We start from the raw sequence: 16597 nt of genomic DNA on the forward strand, positions 1-16597 counted from the left end.
TTTCTGTAAAGAGAGCGGGGCTTTTCTGTGGGCGAGGGTTTAGCCTCGCCGTGCAGCATCAGAAGCGGTAAGTAGCGCCAACACCGAAACCGTTTGCCGAGTTTTCATACTTGGCATCGTAGGTCTGGCCACGATCGTTCTGGTTGTGGATCTTGACCGACTCTTCCTTCAGGTACGAGTAAGCCACGTCGATGGTCAGGTCTTCGGTCGGGCTCCAGCCGGCACCGATGCTGAAGATCGTGCGGTCGCCAGTAGGAATGCGTGGCGAACGGTCGACGTTGTTGGTCGGCGACTGATCGAAGGTCAGACCGGTACGCAGTACCCATTCCTTGTTCAGTTGGTACGAAGTACCCACGGCGTAAGCCCAGGAGTCGTGCCAGTTCTGGTCTTCGGTGATCTCGCCAAACTGACCGGCCAGCAGCGGCTGTACGCCCGAGTTTTCAACGGTGATCTTCTTCAACTGGCTCCAGCGGGTCCAGGTCGAACCGGCATAGACGTTCCAGCGGTCGTTGATCGCTTGAGTAACCGAGAAGTCCACGGATTCAGGTGTGGTGATCTTCAGCGAAGCGTCGTACTTCTGGCTGGCGCCCAGACCGACTGCAGCCAGTGCGCCGTAGTTGACCTTGGTGTTGCCTTCGAGCTTGTAGTCGACTTTCGAGTGGTAGGTCAGACCCAGGCGAGTGGTGTCGGTGGCCTGTACCAGTACGCCGATGTTGTAGCCCAGCGCGGTGTCGTCACCCTTGATCTTGACCTTGCCGTCCGGCGCCAGCTGAGTCACCGAGAGGTTGGACTCGAGGGTGCCGTCGATGCGGTTGATGGTCGGGCCGAAACCGATCGACACCACGTCGTTGAACTTGTAGCTGACGGTCGGCTGGAAGGTGATGACCTGGACTTCGGACTTGCTGCCGAAGTAACGGCCGGCAAAGCCTTTTTCGTAATCGGTAATCAGGCCGAACGGCACGTACACGCCGAGGCCGAATGCCCAATGCTCGTCGATCGGTTTGACGTAGAAGCCCATAGGTACGGAGGTGAAGGGCACCATGTCGCCTTTGTTGCTGCCGCCGTTAGGGCTGGAGCTGGCGTCGCTGATATCGGTCTTGGCATCGAGGAATGCAACACCGCCGGTGACTTGTTCGCGCGTGATGCGCGACATGCCGGCAGGGTTGCCATAAACAGTGCTTGCGTCGTCGGCAGAAGAGGATCGCCCAGCGTAACCAGTGCCCATCCCGCTGATGCTGTGTTCGTTGATGGCAAAGCCAGCTGCGAAGATCTGGGTGGATGCCATGGTAACGGCGAGGCTAAGGGTGGTTTTGAGCATGACTTTTTTCATTATTAGAACTCCTGGTGATCACCGGGGCGAAAATTACCAACATTTTCGTCCCAGCGCTATAGTCCGTATGGCTTGAGTTAGAGCGGTTTTGTAGGACAATCCGACCAGATTCGCGACCTGTTGAGCGATCTTCTGAAACTCGCCAGTCAACACGCGACCTGATTCACCGGTGAAACACAGGTTTGCCAGGCGTAGGTGAAGTCGCGCAGACGACCTTGCGGCTGGAAGGTCTGACGCCAGATTCGCGCCATGCCCAGCAGATCGTCCGGGGCGGGGAGGGTGGTGTGTTGTTCTTCTACCAGCAGCCAGGCGATGGCGGTGGCGTAACGCAGGTTGACGGTCAATTCCAGGTGCGGGCCGCTCAAAAAAGCATGTTGGCTGGCGAGGCCGCGAACCAGGCTCGCACGCTCCGGATCGAGTGCCAGATAGTGATCCCAAAGGGCCTGGTGGCGGTGCTCGGCAATCCGGTAAAGGCCGTGGCCACGGCGGTCATGCAGGGCGGAGCCGAGGGCGGACTGGCTGGCGGCAATGCCCAGCAGCAGGGATTCGGCAGTTGCGCAGTGGCGTCCCAGATAAATCAGTGTGGGACGGATCACATAGCGGCACAGTTCGCTGGCAGCGATACCCATAAAACCCTCGGATCTTGTAATTGGGCGGCGATACCTGAAGGGGCCTTGGCAGCGGTGGATCGAATCAGGCTCGCCGAAAGCGGATCAAGCCGCTTGAGTTGAAGTGTAGTGTCATATTCGCGACGTAAAGGCCTGTTTTTAAAATATTTCCGGCAGCGAGCCACAGGCGTTATATCCGAAGGTGCTTAGGCCTGAAGGGCTAAAAGCGAAATATCGGGCAATAAAAAACCCCGCATTTTGTGCGGGGCTTTTGCTTTTGCAGCCTTTTCGGCTCTCAGGCAATCAATGCCTGACGCGTACGATCAATAATGGCCTGCAGCGGTTCGGCGCTGGAGTATTGATCGGGGTACAGACGCTCGCTGTGGCGAGCGATCCCGTGTTCATTGACCACGGTGAAGCTGAAGCAGCCTTTGCGAGCGGCCATGATCAGGCAGTTCATTGGGGCAAAAGCGTTGGTTAGGGTGCGAATGGCATCCTGAGTCTGGATTTGAGTAGACATAGTTATTAGGTGTTCCTACAAATGACACGGATAAGAACCGTGCAACGTTAAAACGTTCCAGTAATGTCGACCACCATTGGTCGAACAAAGAACCCGACTGGAACAAAGCAGCCAGTTTGAAGCGCTTATAAGTTGGCGCGCTTGGGCTGGCAGGTAGGTACTTAGGAGGACAGGCAACACATCGAGGGCAAAGGTTCTGGGCCCGGGGTGAAGATCCTGATCAATTTGCAGGCTGGTTCGGTCAGAGTAAGTGGTCTTCGCAACACCCTTTGCATTCATTCAAAGGCAGTGTCGGCGCAAGATTTACCTGGAAACCATCGAGGGGTCGTTCCCGCTTTTTTCGGTGAAGGGCTTCTGGGAAGAAGATTGACCGTGGGGATGTGTTCGACCGGAATTGACTTTCAGCTTGGTACTAACGCCGCGGATAGTAACGGAACGTCCTGGGCAATGCAACCCGGCGGCAAAAAAAGATTTCGGTCGGTGGCGCGGATCACGGGGGACAGGGCTGGCCCCTTCGCGAGCAGGCTCGCTCCCACGGGAGAACGGGGCCGATTGTAGGAGCGAGCCTGCTCGCGAAGAAACCATCCGTCGCCACAAAAGCGTGCAGCCATGCCCAGCGCCAACCCGCTAATCCCCAGTCCGAGGCGCAAAACGGGCCAAAAAAGCGCATCGATATAACCGGGTAACAGGTACTTGTGCACATTAGTTGCGCAGACGGTAACCTTGCTGTCATATCAATCCTGACCCCGATGGCTGCCTGTATCAAAAGTTTAAGTCAATGAAAAATATCGTCTTTTTTTGTTGGTGAAAAAATCGTCAGTTTGACTGCGAGCCCCATTCCACAAGGCTTTGCGGAGGTTCGGGAGCGGTTGTCCACTGAGTTATCCACAGCTTCTGTGGATTGTCCCTAGCGCTTGCTCTAGGACGGGCGTGCCGGGTTTTTTTCGACTTTACCTGTACGAAAAAGAGAGTAGAGTGGCGCGCCTTCCGATCTGTCCCACAGTGTTTTATGAAGTTTCGCTCAGTATCAGACTCTGTTACCTCCGAACACCCTCGTGTTACCCCTCCCAAGCGATTTTCCGTGCGTGTGGCCGAATGGCTGCTCGACAGCCCGCGCCTGGGCGATAGCCGTAATGCCAAGCATCTGGCGGGACGTCTGCTCAAGCAACCGGCGCGCGAAGGCGTGGTCGCCGCGCAAAGTCGTCTCGGCCAATTGATGTGCCGCGAGTGCGGCAATGCCCGTGATCGGCGCATCGGGCAGGATCTGCTGCGCCAGGCCGCCCGCGCCGGCGACCGTCGTGCACAACGGGAACTCGGTCTGCTCGAAGACTGAGCTGTCCAACGCCCCACGCCTTGGTTAACCTTCAGGCTTTATCGAATCGGCAGGAGTGGCTATGGCTATGGACTTGACCAGCGTGTTGCTGGGTCTGGCGGGCGCGGGATTGCCGCTGCTGGCGCTGGCCTGGCAACTGCAACGGCGGGCCAGTGATCGGCAAGCCGAGGTCGCCTTGCTCGAAGAGCGTCTGGCCATGGCGCAACTGGCGCAGGACGGGCTCAACGCCCAACTTGAGGCCAGCCGCGATGAAATCGTCGACCTCGGCCAGGCCAATGCCGCCAAGCAGGCGGAGCTGGCGGCCCTGCGCCGCGAAGTCGAGCTGCTGCAGATCGAGCGCGATGATGCCCGTGACGCTTCCCACGCCTGGAACATCGAGCGTGCCAACAAAGAGGCCGAATTGCGGCGTCTCGACGCACAGGCCGCGTCGCTCAACGCCGAACTGCGCGAGCAACAGGAAAGCCATCAACAACGCCTCAACGACCTGCAAGGCTCGCGCGATGAGCTGCGCGCGCAGTTCGCCGAGCTGGCGGGGAAGATCTTCGATGAGCGTGAACAGCGCTTTGCCGAAACCAGTCAACAGCGCCTCGGGCAGTTGCTCGATCCGCTGAAAGAACGCATCCAATCCTTCGAAAAACGCGTGGAAGAAAGCTATCAGGCCGAAGCCCGCGAACGCTTCTCGCTGGCCAAGGAGCTGGAGCGTCTGCAAGCGCTGAATCTGCGCCTGAGCGACGAAGCGACCAACCTGACCCGCGCCCTCAAAGGCCAGAAGACCCAAGGCAACTGGGGTGAGCTGATTCTTGAGCGGGTGCTGGAGCACGCGGGTCTGGAGAAGGGCCGCGAGTACCAGACTCAGGTCAACCTCAAGGGGCCGGACGGCGAGCGCTTCCAGCCGGATGTGATCATTTACCTGCCGGGCGACAAGCAGGTGGTGGTCGACTCCAAGGTCAGCCTCACTGCCTATCAGCAGTACGTTGCCGCCGAAGATGACACCCTCGGCCAGGTCGCGATCAAGCAGCACGTGCTGTCCCTGCGCAGCCACGTCAAAGGCCTCGCCGGCAAGGATTACAAGCGTCTGGAAGGCCTGCACAGCCTCGATTTCGTCTTGCTGTTCGTGCCGATCGAAGCGGCGTTTTCGGCCGCATTGCAGGCCGAGCCGGCGTTGTTCCAGGAAGCGTTCGACCGCAACATCGTGATCGTCAGTCCGACCACGTTGTTGGCGACGTTACGGGTGATCGACAGCCTGTGGAAGCAGGAGCGGCAAAGCCAGAACGCGCGGGAAATCGCCGAGCGTGCCGGCTGGCTGTACGACAAATTCGTGCTGTTCATTCAGGATCTGGACGAAGTCGGCAATCGCCTGCAACAGCTGGACAAGGCCTACAGCTCGGCGCGCAACAAACTCACGGAAGGGCGCGGCAACCTGGTCAGCCGCAGTGAGCAGCTCAAATTGCTCGGCGCGCGGGCCAGCAAGAGTTTGCCGGCGGATCTGCTGGAGCGGGCGATGACCGATGTCGATGGGCTGGTCGAAATCCCGGAATAACCCGAAGAGCTTCGCGAGCAGGCTCGCTCCCACAGTGAAATGCATTCCAAAGGTGGGAGCGGGCTTGCTCGCGAAGGCGTCAGCGGTAGCGCTGCAACACTCAAGTCAAACGGTTACAGCGGCACATACCGACTCAGCAACGCCCGCAACGCCGCCGGTTTCACCGGTTTGGCCAGATAATCCAGCCCTGCCGCATGCACCTGCGCCACCGTCTCCGGGCGGCCATCGGCGCTGATCACCACCCCCGGCACCGGCTCGCCTAACGTGGTGCGCAGCCACGCCATCAGCTCGGTTCCGGTATCGCCGTGGTCGAGGTGATAGTCGACCAGTGCCAGTTGCGGTCGTACGCCATCGTTGAGCAGCGCCGCGCATTCCTCGCGATTGCGCGCCGTCCACACCTGACAGCCCCAACGGCTCAGCAGGCTGTTCATGCCAATCAGAATGCTGTCTTCATTGTCGATGCACAGCACCTGCGCGCCGCTGAGCAACTTGCCGTTCAACTCCACCGCGGCGTTCTGCGGCAGTGATTGCGCCCGGGCCAGCGGTACGCTGACACTGAACACGCTGCCGCGCCCCGGCCACGAACGTACGCGCAGGGTGTGGCCGAGCACGCGACATAAACCGTCGGCAATCGCCAGGCCCAGCCCAAGGCCTTTTTCGGCGCGGGTCTGATGGCTGTCGAGGCGCTTGAACTCCTCGAAAATCACTTGTTGTTTGTCTTCCGGAATCCCCGGCCCGCGATCCCACACTTCCAGACACAGTTCACTGCCGCGACGGCGCACGCCTAGCAACACCGGCCCTTTGGCGTAGCGGAAAGCGTTGGTCAGGAAGTTCTGCAGAATCCGCCGCAGCAATTTGATGTCGCTGTCGATGCGCAACTGGCTGCCGCGCACACGGAACTTCAGGCCTTGTTCCTGGGCCAGCGCCTTGAATTCGGCGCCGAGCGTGTCGAACAGCTCATTGAGCGCGAACGACTTGCGATCCGGGTTGATCTTGCCGTTTTCCAGGCGGGAAATATCCAGCAGGTCGCTGATCAGGTCTTCCGCCGAACGCAGCGAACTGTCGAGGTGTTGCACCAGTTTCTGCGCCTCGCTGCTCAAACCGTCGTCCTGATGGGAGAGAGCGGCAGAGAACAACCGGGCGGCGTTCAGCGGCTGCATCAGGTCGTGGCTGACGGCGGCGAGGAAGCGGGTTTTCGACTGGTTCGCCGCCTCGGCATGGCCCTTGGCTTCGGTCAGCGCGACGTTGAGCTGTGACAACTCCTGCGTGCGCTCGCTGACCCGTTGCTCCAGACCTTCGTTGGCCTCAGTCAGCGCCTGCTCGGCTTCGCGGAACGCGGTGATGTCGGTGAAACTCATGACGAAACCGCCGCCGGGCATCGGGTTGCCGATCAGCTCGATCACCCGGCCATTGGGGAACAGGCGTTCGGACGTGTGCGCACGGCCCTGACGCATCCAGTGCAGGCGCCGGGCGACGTGGACTTCCGCTTCGCCGGGGCCGCACAGGCCACGTTCGGCGTTGTAGCGAATGATGTCGGCAATCGGTCGGCCGACGCTGATCAAACCGTCCGGGTAGTTGAACAACTCCAGATAGCGGCGGTTCCAGGCCACCAGCTTCAGCGACTGGTCGACCACGCTGATGCCCTGGGTAATGTTTTCGATCGCGCCTTGCAGCAACGCGCGGTTGAACTGCAGGACTTCCGAGGCTTCGTCGGCGATGCGCACCACGTCCTCGAGCTGCATTTCCCGCCCCTCAATCGCCGCTTTTACCACCGCCCGTGTTGAAGAAGCGCCGAGCACGCCGGCCAGCAAGCGTTCGGTGTGGGCGATCCATTCGCCGTCGGCGTTCTGGTTCGGGTTGAAGCCCTTGCCCTGCCGGTAGGCGAAACGAATGAAGCTCTGCCGCGCACGTTCTTCACCGACAAAGCGCGCCGCCAGCTGCAGCAAATCGTCGATCTGCACCGCGAGCATCGAGCGTGCACTCGGCCGGGCGCTGATTTCCTGACCGATGAAGCGCCCGGCCTGCCAGTGTTCCGAGACCCGTGTGCGCGACAGCACCGAGACCCAGGCGAACAGGGTGAAGTTGCCCGCCAGCGACAGCACTACGCCTTGGGTCAGCGGGGTGATCGGCAGGTTCAGCGGGTTGCTGTGCAGCCACGCCAGCCCGGGGAAAGTGCTCAGCGACCAGCCGAGACTGTGGGCGGCAATCGGCAGGATCAGCGTGTAGAACCAGAGGAACGTGCCGGCGGCCAGACCGGCGAACACCCCACGGCGGTTAGCCTGTTTCCAGTACAGCGCGCCGAGCATCGCCGGGGCCAATTGGGTGACGGCAGCGAAGGCGATCTGGCCGATGGTCGCCAGACTCGCGGTGGAGCCGAGCAAACGGTAGCTGACGTAGGCCAGCAACAGAATCAGCACGATGCTCACGCGGCGCACCGAGAGCATCCACTGACGGAACACTTCGAACGGGCGCTCGGCGTTGTTACGGCGCAGCAACCACGGCAAGAGCATGTCGTTGGAAACCATGGTCGACAGTGCCACGCTGGCCACAATCACCATGCCGGTGGCCGCCGACGCGCCGCCGATGAACGCCAGCAACGCCAGGGCCGGATGGGCCTGGGCCAGCGGCAGGCTGATCACGAACGAGTCGGGCAACACGTGACTCGGCAGCATCATCTGCCCGGCGAGGGCGATCGGCACCACGAACAGCGCGGCCAGCGCCAGATAAGCCGGGAACACCCACTTGGCCAGACGCAGGTCCTGCGGGTCGATGTTCTCCACCACCGTGACGTGAAACTGCCGTGGCAGGCAGATGATCGCCATCATCGCCACCCCGGTCTGCACCACCATCGACGGCCAGTTAATCGTTTCCTTCCAGTATTCCTCGAGGCGCGGCGCGAGCATCGCCTGATTGAACAGGTCGTCAAACCCGTCGTACAGCCCATAGGTCACGAACGCGCCAACGGCGAGAAAGGCGAACAGCTTGACCAGCGATTCAAACGCAATCGCCAGCACCATGCCGCGGTGGTGCTCGGTGGCATCGAGGTTGCGCGTACCGAAGACGATGGTGAACAGCGCCAGTACCAGCGAGACGATCAGCGCGGTGTCCTGGGCGCGGGTGCCCATGGCGTCGGCCCCGGCGCCGATCAGCAGGTTCACGCCGAGGACGATGCCTTTGAGTTGCAGAGCGATATAGGGCAGGACGCCAACCAGGCAGATCAGCGCCACCACCACCGCCAGCGATTGCGATTTGCCGTAGCGCGCGGCGATGAAGTCGGCAATCGAGGTGATGTTCTCCTGCTTGCTGATCATCACCATTTTCTGCAGGACCCACGGCGCGCCCAGCAGCAACAGGATCGGCCCGAGGTAGATCGGCAGGAATGACCACAGCTGTTCGGCGGCTTGGCCGACGGCGCCGAAGAACGTCCAACTGGTGCAATAAACCGCCAGTGACAGGCTGTACACCCACGCGCGCATCCGCGGCGGCAACGGTGTGCTGCGACGGTCGCCGTAGAAGGCGATGGCGAACATGATGGCCATATAGGCCAGGGCGACGGCGGCGATCAGCCCGGTGGACAGCGACATGCAACACTCCCGACAAAAGACTCCCCGGCAGTCCTGCCCGGGCGGACAGTCTCGCATGAGTATGGCGGTTAGTCAGTGTCGACCAAGGTCGTGGCGTGGCGGGGTGTCGCAGGTTTGAGACCGGGTGGTTCTGAGGTGACTGGTCGGGCCTCTTCGCGAGCAGGCTCACTCCTACAGGTGGAACGCATTCCAATTGTAGGAGTGAGCCTGCTCGCGAAGGCGTCAGTCCTGTTTCAGCGCGATATCGATCAACCGATGCAGCTCATCCACCTCCAGCGCCGCCGCCGAAAACAGGATCCGGAACACCACCGGCGCCACCACCAGATTGATCAGATGATCAACGCTCGGCGCCGGCTCGTCAGGGTGACGCTCGATGATGGTCTGCAACTGCGCGCCAAGAATCGTCACGCAGTACCCCGGCGTGGCGCTGGCCTGCACGTCGCGCATCATGTTGCGCCCCGGCTCCGAACTCATTTCGTCCAGATATTGCTCGGCCCAGGCGCGGATATCACCGCGCAGGTCACCGGTCACCGCCGGTTCGCTGTCAGGGCGCATGCGGGCGAGGGCGACGTCGGCGAGCAACGCCGCCAGATCACCCCAGCGCCGATAGATTGTCGACGGCGTGACCCCGGCGCGCGCCGCAATTTGCGGGACAGTCACGGTGCTGCGCTCCTGTTCTTGCAGAAGCGCGCGGACTGCCGAATGAATCGACTCTTGCACCCGGGCACTGCGCCCGCCCGGGCGTAAACCTTCTTTAATAGCCATGCGCCAGACCTTAACACAAAGAATTTGCTTTAAGCCAAAGCCGAGAGCACACTCCGCAAAAGCAAAAAATTAGCTTTTGCGGAGTGTGCCCATGACCAGCCTTGCTTCCAATCGTGGCAGCCTGATTTTTCTGGCGATCACCTTACTGAGTTTTCTCGCCGCTTCCACGGCGCCGACGCCGTTGTATCACCTGTATCAGGATCAACTGCACTTCTCGGCAGCAGTGCTGACCCTTATTTTCGGCGTGTATGCGCTGAGTCTGCTGGCGGCGCTGCTGACGGTCGGATCGCTGTCCGATCACCTGGGACGTAAACCGGTGATCTTCACTGCCGTGCTGCTCAATGCGCTAGCGATGTTGCTGTTTATCAGCGCCGACAGTGTTGCCTGGCTGATCAGCGCCCGCGTATTGCAGGGTTTTGCCACCGGCATGGCCACCGCTGTTTTGAGCGCGACGCTGCTCGACACCGACCGTCAGCAAGGGCCGTTGATCAACAGCGTCGCACCGTTGCTCGGTATGGCGCTGGGCAGCATGGGCTGTGGTTTGCTGGCCGAGTTCGCCCCGGCGCCGTTGCAATTGACCTACTGGCTGCTGCTGGCGCTGTTTGTGTTGCAGGCGGTGTACGTCTGGCGTCTGCCGGAAAGCGTCACTCCACAAGCAGGGGCCTGGGCTTCGCTGCGGCCAACCCTGCATGTGCCGGTTCAGGCGCGTTCGACCTTATGGCGTGTGCTACCGCTGAACACCGCAACCTGGGCCCTCGGCGGCTTTTTTGCCTCGCTGGCGCCGTCGCTGGTGCGCACCGCCACGGGCTCGACGTCGAACCTGATCGGCGGCGCGACTGTCTCGGCGTTGACCGTGACCGGGGCGCTGATGATTTTCACTTTGCGCAATCGTCCCGCCGGCAAAGCCCTGCAAATCGGCGCCAGTCTGCTGCCTATCGGCGTGCTGCTGATTTTGCTCGGCGTGCACAGCGCCAGTCTGGCGCTGTTTTTCCTCGGCACACTGGTTGCCGGTTGCGGCTTTGGCTCGGGTTTCCTCGGCGCGGTGCGCAGCCTGGTGCCGTTGGCCCTGCCGCATGAACGGGCCGGTTTGATGTCGGCGTACTACGCGCTGAGTTATCTGGCGTTCTGTTTGCCGGCGTTGCTGGCTGGGCATTTGACTATCAGCTTTGGTTTGCTGGCGACTACTGACTGTTACGGCTTGGCATTGGTGGTTCTCTCAGTAAGCGGTCTGATTCTGATCTCGCGTCAACCTCTGGTCTCGCGCATTAACCTCAATCCTTCCGCGGGTGAATAATTGTTTGATGGCAAAACGCCTGTTCACTACCATGCGAACCATTATTCGCAGTGAAATGATTTGAGTGAACGAGAATGGATGAAATCGGCGAATTGCTGGGACGCTTGCAGAATGGCAAGGGTGGATTACGTCCTGCTGAGAAGCGCTTGCTGGATTGCTTCAAGCGGGGAGTGATTGCCACCATCACTGACGAGCTCCCCGTCTCGTCGACTGCGGAGAATGTTGTACGAGCAACTTTCCTGCGCGCTCTGATCCTGACGTATTCCAAAGGAGCATTTCTTGGGGAGAATCTTTACCTGCAAGGTGCCTTTATCGAAGGGCCACTTTTTTTAGCGGGCATTTGCGTGACCACCCCGGTCACTTTTAAGAATTGTTTGTTTGAACGGGACCTCAATGTCCGAGGCGCCAGCTTTGAACGTATGCTCAAATTTGAAGGTTGCTCGCTCAAATCTTTTTTAGGTGAACGAATTGTTGTCAATGACAGCCTGGTCTTTTCATCAACTTCTACCAATGGTCTCGTCGAACTCGGCTCGGCCCGAATTGCCGCCAGGCTGGTTTGTTTAGGTTCACAATTTGATGGTGGGGGGGAGTCGTGCCTGGATGCCTCTTTTGCCGAAATACGTACGGGTGTTTATCTTAATGGCGGCTTTTCTGCAAAGGGCTTGGTACGTTTCAGGTCTGCCGTAATTGGCGGGCAATTCAATTGCGTAAATGCAAGTTTTACTGTTGATGACGAACAGTCTCTCGACTTGGATTTTGCTTGTATCAATGGTCCTGTCTTTCTCCGGGACGGCTTTACTTCGAAAGGCACTGTTAATTTGCTGGGTGCAAGGATCTCGGGCCAGTTGAGCTGTAGGCGTTCGAAATTTTTTGCGATTGGAAATGCACATGCGATGACCGCTGAGCGCGCTTTTATCAGAGGTAACGCGCTTTTCAGTCAAGACTGTGAAATCCAGGGGCGACTGCAACTAGCTGGTTTGGAGGTCGAAGGAAATGTTGAGTTTGATGGCGCTGCCATACAGGAGCTACGAGCAAATGAGATGAGAGTGAAAGGGAGGCTCGATTTGCGCGACCTCAAGTCCGCTCCCAAGCAAATCTCGTTTTTAGGAACCAGCGTCGCGACCATCAATGACGATCTTGCTTCATGGGGAGAGCGCCCGATTCTCAATGGTTTTATCTACGACTCTGTGGATGTGCATAAACCGATGCCAGTCAGTGAGCGCATGACATGGTTGAAAAAGCAGAAAGCCTGTCTGGAAAAAGACGAGACGTCACCGATGACATTCAAAGAGCATTTTCGTCCTCAGCCCTGGCGCCAATTGCAGCAAGTACTTGAATCTACTGGCCATACCGAAGAAGCCAAAGAGGTGGGTATTGAGTATGAGCAGTGCTTGCGTGAATCTGGTCGCATTGGTCAGTCACCGAGTACCTGGTCCCCGTCTTTTCGAAAGCTTTACGCCGCCTCCGCGAAGTTCTTGCACTTTCTTTATGGTTATCTGACTGGCTTCGGCTACCGTCCGATGCTACTGCTGCCATGGTTCGCACTGGTTTGGGGATTTTGCACATTGGTCTACTGGAGTGCCGCCAGTTTCGGAGTATTTGCTCCCAGTAATCCCCTGATTTTTCAAAACCAAGCTTATGACACCTGTCGTCCGGACCGGGAGCAGGTGTGGCTCAAAAAGAGTAGTTATCGCACGCCGGCAGAGCTGCCAGATGCGTTCAAGGGATCGGGTAATTGGTATTTATGTGAGAAGCTGCGTGAAGAATATACCGGGTTCAGTCCGATCGCATTCTCACTAGATCTACTACTGCCTCTGGTTGACCTGCACCAGGAAAATGACTGGGCTCCACTGATTGAAACACCAAAAGCCAATCCGGTTTTTGAGTTTTTTAGCTTCTTTATCAGTGGCAAGCGTTGGGTCCGATTTGTGATGTGGTGCGAGATTCTTGCTGGATGGGGCTTCAGCCTGCTGTTTGTCGCTGTGGTTTCTGGTTTGGCACGTCGCAAGGAATAGGACATCGATGAAGATTATCCGCAGCAAGTCGTTCACCGCCGAGCGTGCCTGGGGTGCGCTGGACATTGCCAACATGAACGGCATCACCACGCGCCTGCACTGGACTGATCAGCCTTACAAATGGCACGTCAACGATGGTGAGGAAGTGTTTGTGGTGCTCGATGGTCAGGTGCAGATGCGTTATCGCGAACAGGGTGAAGAAAAGCAGGCGCTGCTTGAGGTCGGGGACATCTTCTACGCCTCAGTCGGTACCGAGCACGTGGCGCATCCGCAGGGCGCGGCGCGGATTCTGGTGATCGAAAGCGAAGGCAGTGTTTGACTGCTTATCTGTAAAGTAGATAACAGATAGAGAAATTACCCGTTATATAGATATTCGATTCGGTTCTACCATGGGCTCAACCTCACCTGAGGACAGGAGTTCATGATGACTTGCCCCAACACCGCCAAACCCGGCATCAAGCCGTTCAGCCAGCTTCAGCATCCACGTGAAGTGATCCGTCAATTCACCCCGAACTGGTTCGCCGCGACCATGGGCACCGGCGTGCTGGCCCTGGCGCTGGCGCAATTACCGGTGGCGATTCCCGGGCTGCACGCGGTGGCCGAGGGTTTGTGGCTGTTCAACATTCTGTTGTTCACCTTGTTTACCTTCGCCTATGCCGCGCGCTGGATTTTATTCTTCGATGAAGCGCGGCGGATCTTCGGTCACTCCACTGTTTCGATGTTCTTCGGCACCATTCCCATGGGTTTGGCGACCATCATCAACGGCTTTCTGCTGTTCGGTCTGCCACGCTGGGGCGAGGGCGTAATTCATCTTGCCGAAGTGCTGTGGTGGCTCGACGTGGCGATGTCGCTGGCCTGCGGTGTGTTGATCCCTTACATGATGTTTACCCGCCAGGAACACAGCATCGACCAGATGACCGCGGTCTGGCTGTTGCCGGTGGTGGCGGCGGAAGTGGCGGCGGCCAGCGGCGGCTTGCTCGCTCCGCATCTGGCTGATGCCCACGCGCAACTGGTGGTGCTGACCACCAGCTACGTGCTCTGGGCATTTTCCCTGCCGGTGGCGTTCAGCATTCTGACTATCCTGTTGCTGCGCATGGCGCTGCATAAACTGCCTCACGAAAACATGGCCGCCTCAAGCTGGCTGGCCCTCGGCCCGATCGGTACTGGTGCGTTGGGCATGTTGCTGCTGGGCGCTGATGCACCGGCGATCTTCGCCGCCAACGGCCTGCCGGGCATCGGTGAAATCGCTGCTGGCGTGGGGCTGGTCGCCGGTATCACCCTGTGGGGCTTCGGCTTGTGGTGGATGTTGATGGCGCTGCTGATCACCGCGCGTTACCTGCGTGACGGCATCCCGTTCAACCTCGGCTGGTGGGGTTTTACCTTCCCGCTGGGCGTGTATTCGCTGGCGACCCTCAAGCTCGCCAGCACGCTGAACCTGGGTTTTTTCAGCGTGGTCGGCTGCATGCTGGTGAGCCTGCTGGCGATGATGTGGCTGATCGTCGGTAAACGCACCGTGCAAGGCGCGTGGCGCGGTGAGCTGTTTGTCTCACCTTGTATTGCAGGGTTGAAGAAATATTCTGAAAAGTTTAGGTAAGGTGTGGCCTGGATCGCCGATCGAGATTCCAATAAGCAGATCCAGGCCATTCTCTACCGACCTCAGGGAAACACGGAAGATGAGTCACCCCTCACAGTTCAACCTGCTTCGCACTCGGCGCTTTCTGCCGTTTTTCATCACGCAGTCGCTGGGCGCGTTCAACGACAACGTGTTCAAGCAATCGCTGATCCTCGCCATTCTGTATCGGCTGACCATCGAAGGTGACCGTTCGATCTGGGTCAACCTGTGCGCGCTGCTGTTTATCCTGCCGTTCTTTCTGTTTTCGGCGTTGGCCGGGCAGTTCGGGGAAAAATTCGCCAAGGACGCGTTGATCCGTCTGATCAAACTCGCGGAAATCGCGATCATGGCCGTAGGATCGATCGGTTTCCTGTTCGATCACCTGTCGCTGATGCTGGTGGCGCTGTTTGCCATGGGCACGCATTCGGCGCTGTTCGGGCCGGTGAAGTATTCGATCCTGCCGCAGGCGTTGCGCGAGGATGAACTGGTCGGCGGCAACGGGCTGGTGGAGATGGGCACGTTCCTGGCGATCCTTGCCGGGACCATCGGCGCCGGCATCATCATGTCCTCGACGCACTACGCGCCGCTGGTTTCGACCGCGATTGTCGGGATTGCAGTGCTGGGATATCTCGCCAGTCGCAGCATTCCGCGCGCGGCGGCGGCATCGCCGGAAATGCGCCTGAACTGGAACATCTTCAGCCAGTCCTGGGCCACGCTGAAACTCGGTCTGGGCCAGACGCCTGCGGTGTCGCGTTCGATTGTCGGCAACTCGTGGTTCTGGTTTGTCGGGGCGATTTACCTGACGCAGATCCCGGCCTACGCCAAGGAATGGATGCACGGCGACGAAACCGTGGTGACGCTGATTCTCACGGTGTTTTCAGTAGGCATTGCGCTGGGTTCGATGCTTTGCGAGAAACTCTCCGGGCGCAAGGTCGAGATCGGTCTGGTGCCGTTCGGTTCGTTCGGCCTGACCGTGTTTGGCCTGCTGCTGTGGTGGCATTCCGGTGGAATCCCGGAAAGCGTCAACGGCCACAGCTGGACCGAAGTGCTGGGCTTTGCGCATACCTGGGCGGTGCTGGTCGACATTCTCGGCCTCGGCATTTTTGGCGGTTTCTATATCGTGCCGCTGTACGCGTTGATCCAGTCGCGCACCGCCGAGAACGAGCGGGCGCGGGTGATTGCCGCCAACAACATTCTCAACGCTCTGTTCATGGTGGTGTCGGCGATCGTTTCGATCGTGTTGCTGAGTGTGGTCAAACTGTCGATTCCGCAATTGTTCCTGGTGGTGTCGCTGCTGAACATCGGCGTCAACGCCTACATCTTCAAGATCGTCCCCGAGTTCAGCATGCGTTTCATGATCTGGCTGCTCAGCCATTCCATGTACCGCGTCGAGCACCGCAACCTCGAGGCGATCCCGGACGAGGGCGCGGCGCTGTTGGTGTGCAACCACGTGTCGTTCGTCGATGCGCTACTGATTGGCGGTGCGGTGCGTCGGCCGATTCGCTTTGTCATGTACTACAAAATCTACAACCTGCCGGTGCTGAACTTTATCTTCCGCACGGCGGGGACGATTCCGATTGCCGGACGCAACGAAGACATCCAGATCTACGAAAAAGCCTTCACCCGGATTGCCCAGTATCTGAAGGACGGTGAGCTGGTGTGCATCTTCCCGGAAGGCAAGTTGACCACTGACGGCGAGATCAATGAGTTCAAGGGCGGGCTGACGCGGATTCTCGAAGAAACGCCGGTGCCGGTGATTCCGCTGGCGTTGCAAGGGTTGTGGGGGAGTTTCTTCAGCCGCGATCCGAACAAGGGGCTGTTCAAGCGGTTGTGGTCGCGGGTGACGTTGGTGGCGGGTTCGGCGGTGGCGGTGGAAACTGCGGAACCGGCGAAATTGCAGGGGTTGGTGGGGGCGTTGCGCGGGACTGTCAGGTAGTTGTCACCTGATATGGCCCTATCGCGAGCAGGCTCACTCCTACATTTGAAGCGCGTACCC

At 59.2% G+C, this 16597-nt stretch carries 12 protein-coding genes; 7 read left to right on the forward strand and 5 right to left on the reverse strand.

Annotated features, from left to right (window positions below):
* Positions 1 to 58: 58 nt before the first annotated feature.
* The 3 genes from ACOYXI_RS27800 to ACOYXI_RS27810 form a co-directional block, all read right to left on the reverse strand.
* Positions 59 to 1330, reverse strand: coding sequence for an OmpP1/FadL family transporter (locus ACOYXI_RS27800; RefSeq protein ID WP_134785798.1), 1272 nt, complete (start codon positions 1328 to 1330; stop codon positions 59 to 61).
* 146 nt (positions 1331 to 1476) lie between these two features.
* Positions 1477 to 1959 (reverse strand): hypothetical protein, encoded by a 483-nt coding sequence (locus ACOYXI_RS27805; RefSeq protein WP_096797718.1) that lies wholly within the window; start codon positions 1957 to 1959, stop codon positions 1477 to 1479.
* Between the two features lie 274 nt (positions 1960 to 2233).
* Positions 2234 to 2458, reverse strand: a complete 225-nt coding sequence (locus ACOYXI_RS27810) for a hypothetical protein (protein ID WP_007962908.1) — start codon at positions 2456 to 2458, stop codon at positions 2234 to 2236.
* A gap of 1009 nt (positions 2459 to 3467) precedes the next feature.
* On the opposite strand from ACOYXI_RS27810, the gene ACOYXI_RS27815 reads away from it, so the two are divergent.
* Together ACOYXI_RS27815 and ACOYXI_RS27820 are read left to right on the forward strand one after the other, a co-directional pair.
* Positions 3468 to 3791, forward strand: a complete 324-nt coding sequence (locus tag ACOYXI_RS27815; RefSeq protein ID WP_081730279.1) for an SEL1-like repeat protein — start codon at positions 3468 to 3470, stop codon at positions 3789 to 3791.
* Between the two features lie 175 nt (positions 3792 to 3966).
* Positions 3967 to 5331, forward strand: a complete 1365-nt coding sequence (locus tag ACOYXI_RS27820; protein ID WP_167734194.1) for a DNA recombination protein RmuC — start codon at positions 3967 to 3969, stop codon at positions 5329 to 5331.
* Positions 5332 to 5444: 113 nt separating this feature from the next.
* On the opposite strand, the gene ACOYXI_RS27825 is transcribed toward ACOYXI_RS27820, so the two are convergent.
* Positions 5445 to 8915, reverse strand: a complete 3471-nt coding sequence (locus tag ACOYXI_RS27825) for a hybrid sensor histidine kinase/response regulator (protein WP_134785800.1) — start codon at positions 8913 to 8915, stop codon at positions 5445 to 5447.
* Between the two features lie 222 nt (positions 8916 to 9137).
* Entirely contained in the window at positions 9138 to 9680 is a 543-nt protein-coding gene (locus ACOYXI_RS27830; RefSeq protein ID WP_108182099.1) for a TetR/AcrR family transcriptional regulator, read from the reverse strand.
* A gap of 91 nt (positions 9681 to 9771) precedes the next feature.
* Between ACOYXI_RS27830 and ACOYXI_RS27835 the strand changes: the two genes are divergently transcribed.
* The 5 genes from ACOYXI_RS27835 (at position 9772) to ACOYXI_RS27855 (ending at position 16537) form a co-directional block, all read left to right on the forward strand.
* Entirely contained in the window at positions 9772 to 10974 is a 1203-nt protein-coding gene (locus ACOYXI_RS27835; RefSeq protein ID WP_282412770.1) for an MFS transporter, read from the forward strand.
* Between the two features lie 74 nt (positions 10975 to 11048).
* Positions 11049 to 12989, forward strand: coding sequence for a membrane-associated oxidoreductase (locus ACOYXI_RS27840; RefSeq protein ID WP_461675531.1), 1941 nt, complete (start codon positions 11049 to 11051; stop codon positions 12987 to 12989).
* A gap of 7 nt (positions 12990 to 12996) precedes the next feature.
* Positions 12997 to 13308 (forward strand): cupin domain-containing protein, encoded by a 312-nt coding sequence (locus ACOYXI_RS27845; protein ID WP_097087529.1) that lies wholly within the window; start codon positions 12997 to 12999, stop codon positions 13306 to 13308.
* 105 nt (positions 13309 to 13413) lie between these two features.
* Positions 13414 to 14583: a TDT family transporter gene (locus ACOYXI_RS27850; RefSeq protein WP_461675532.1), complete on the forward strand. Its 1170-nt coding sequence runs from the start codon at positions 13414 to 13416 to the stop codon at positions 14581 to 14583.
* A 79-nt stretch (positions 14584 to 14662) separates the two neighbouring features.
* Entirely contained in the window at positions 14663 to 16537 is a 1875-nt protein-coding gene (locus ACOYXI_RS27855; protein WP_134785804.1) for an MFS transporter, read from the forward strand.
* Positions 16538 to 16597 lie beyond the last annotated feature (60 nt).

Source organism: Pseudomonas sp. G3-19 (genome assembly GCF_054855875.1).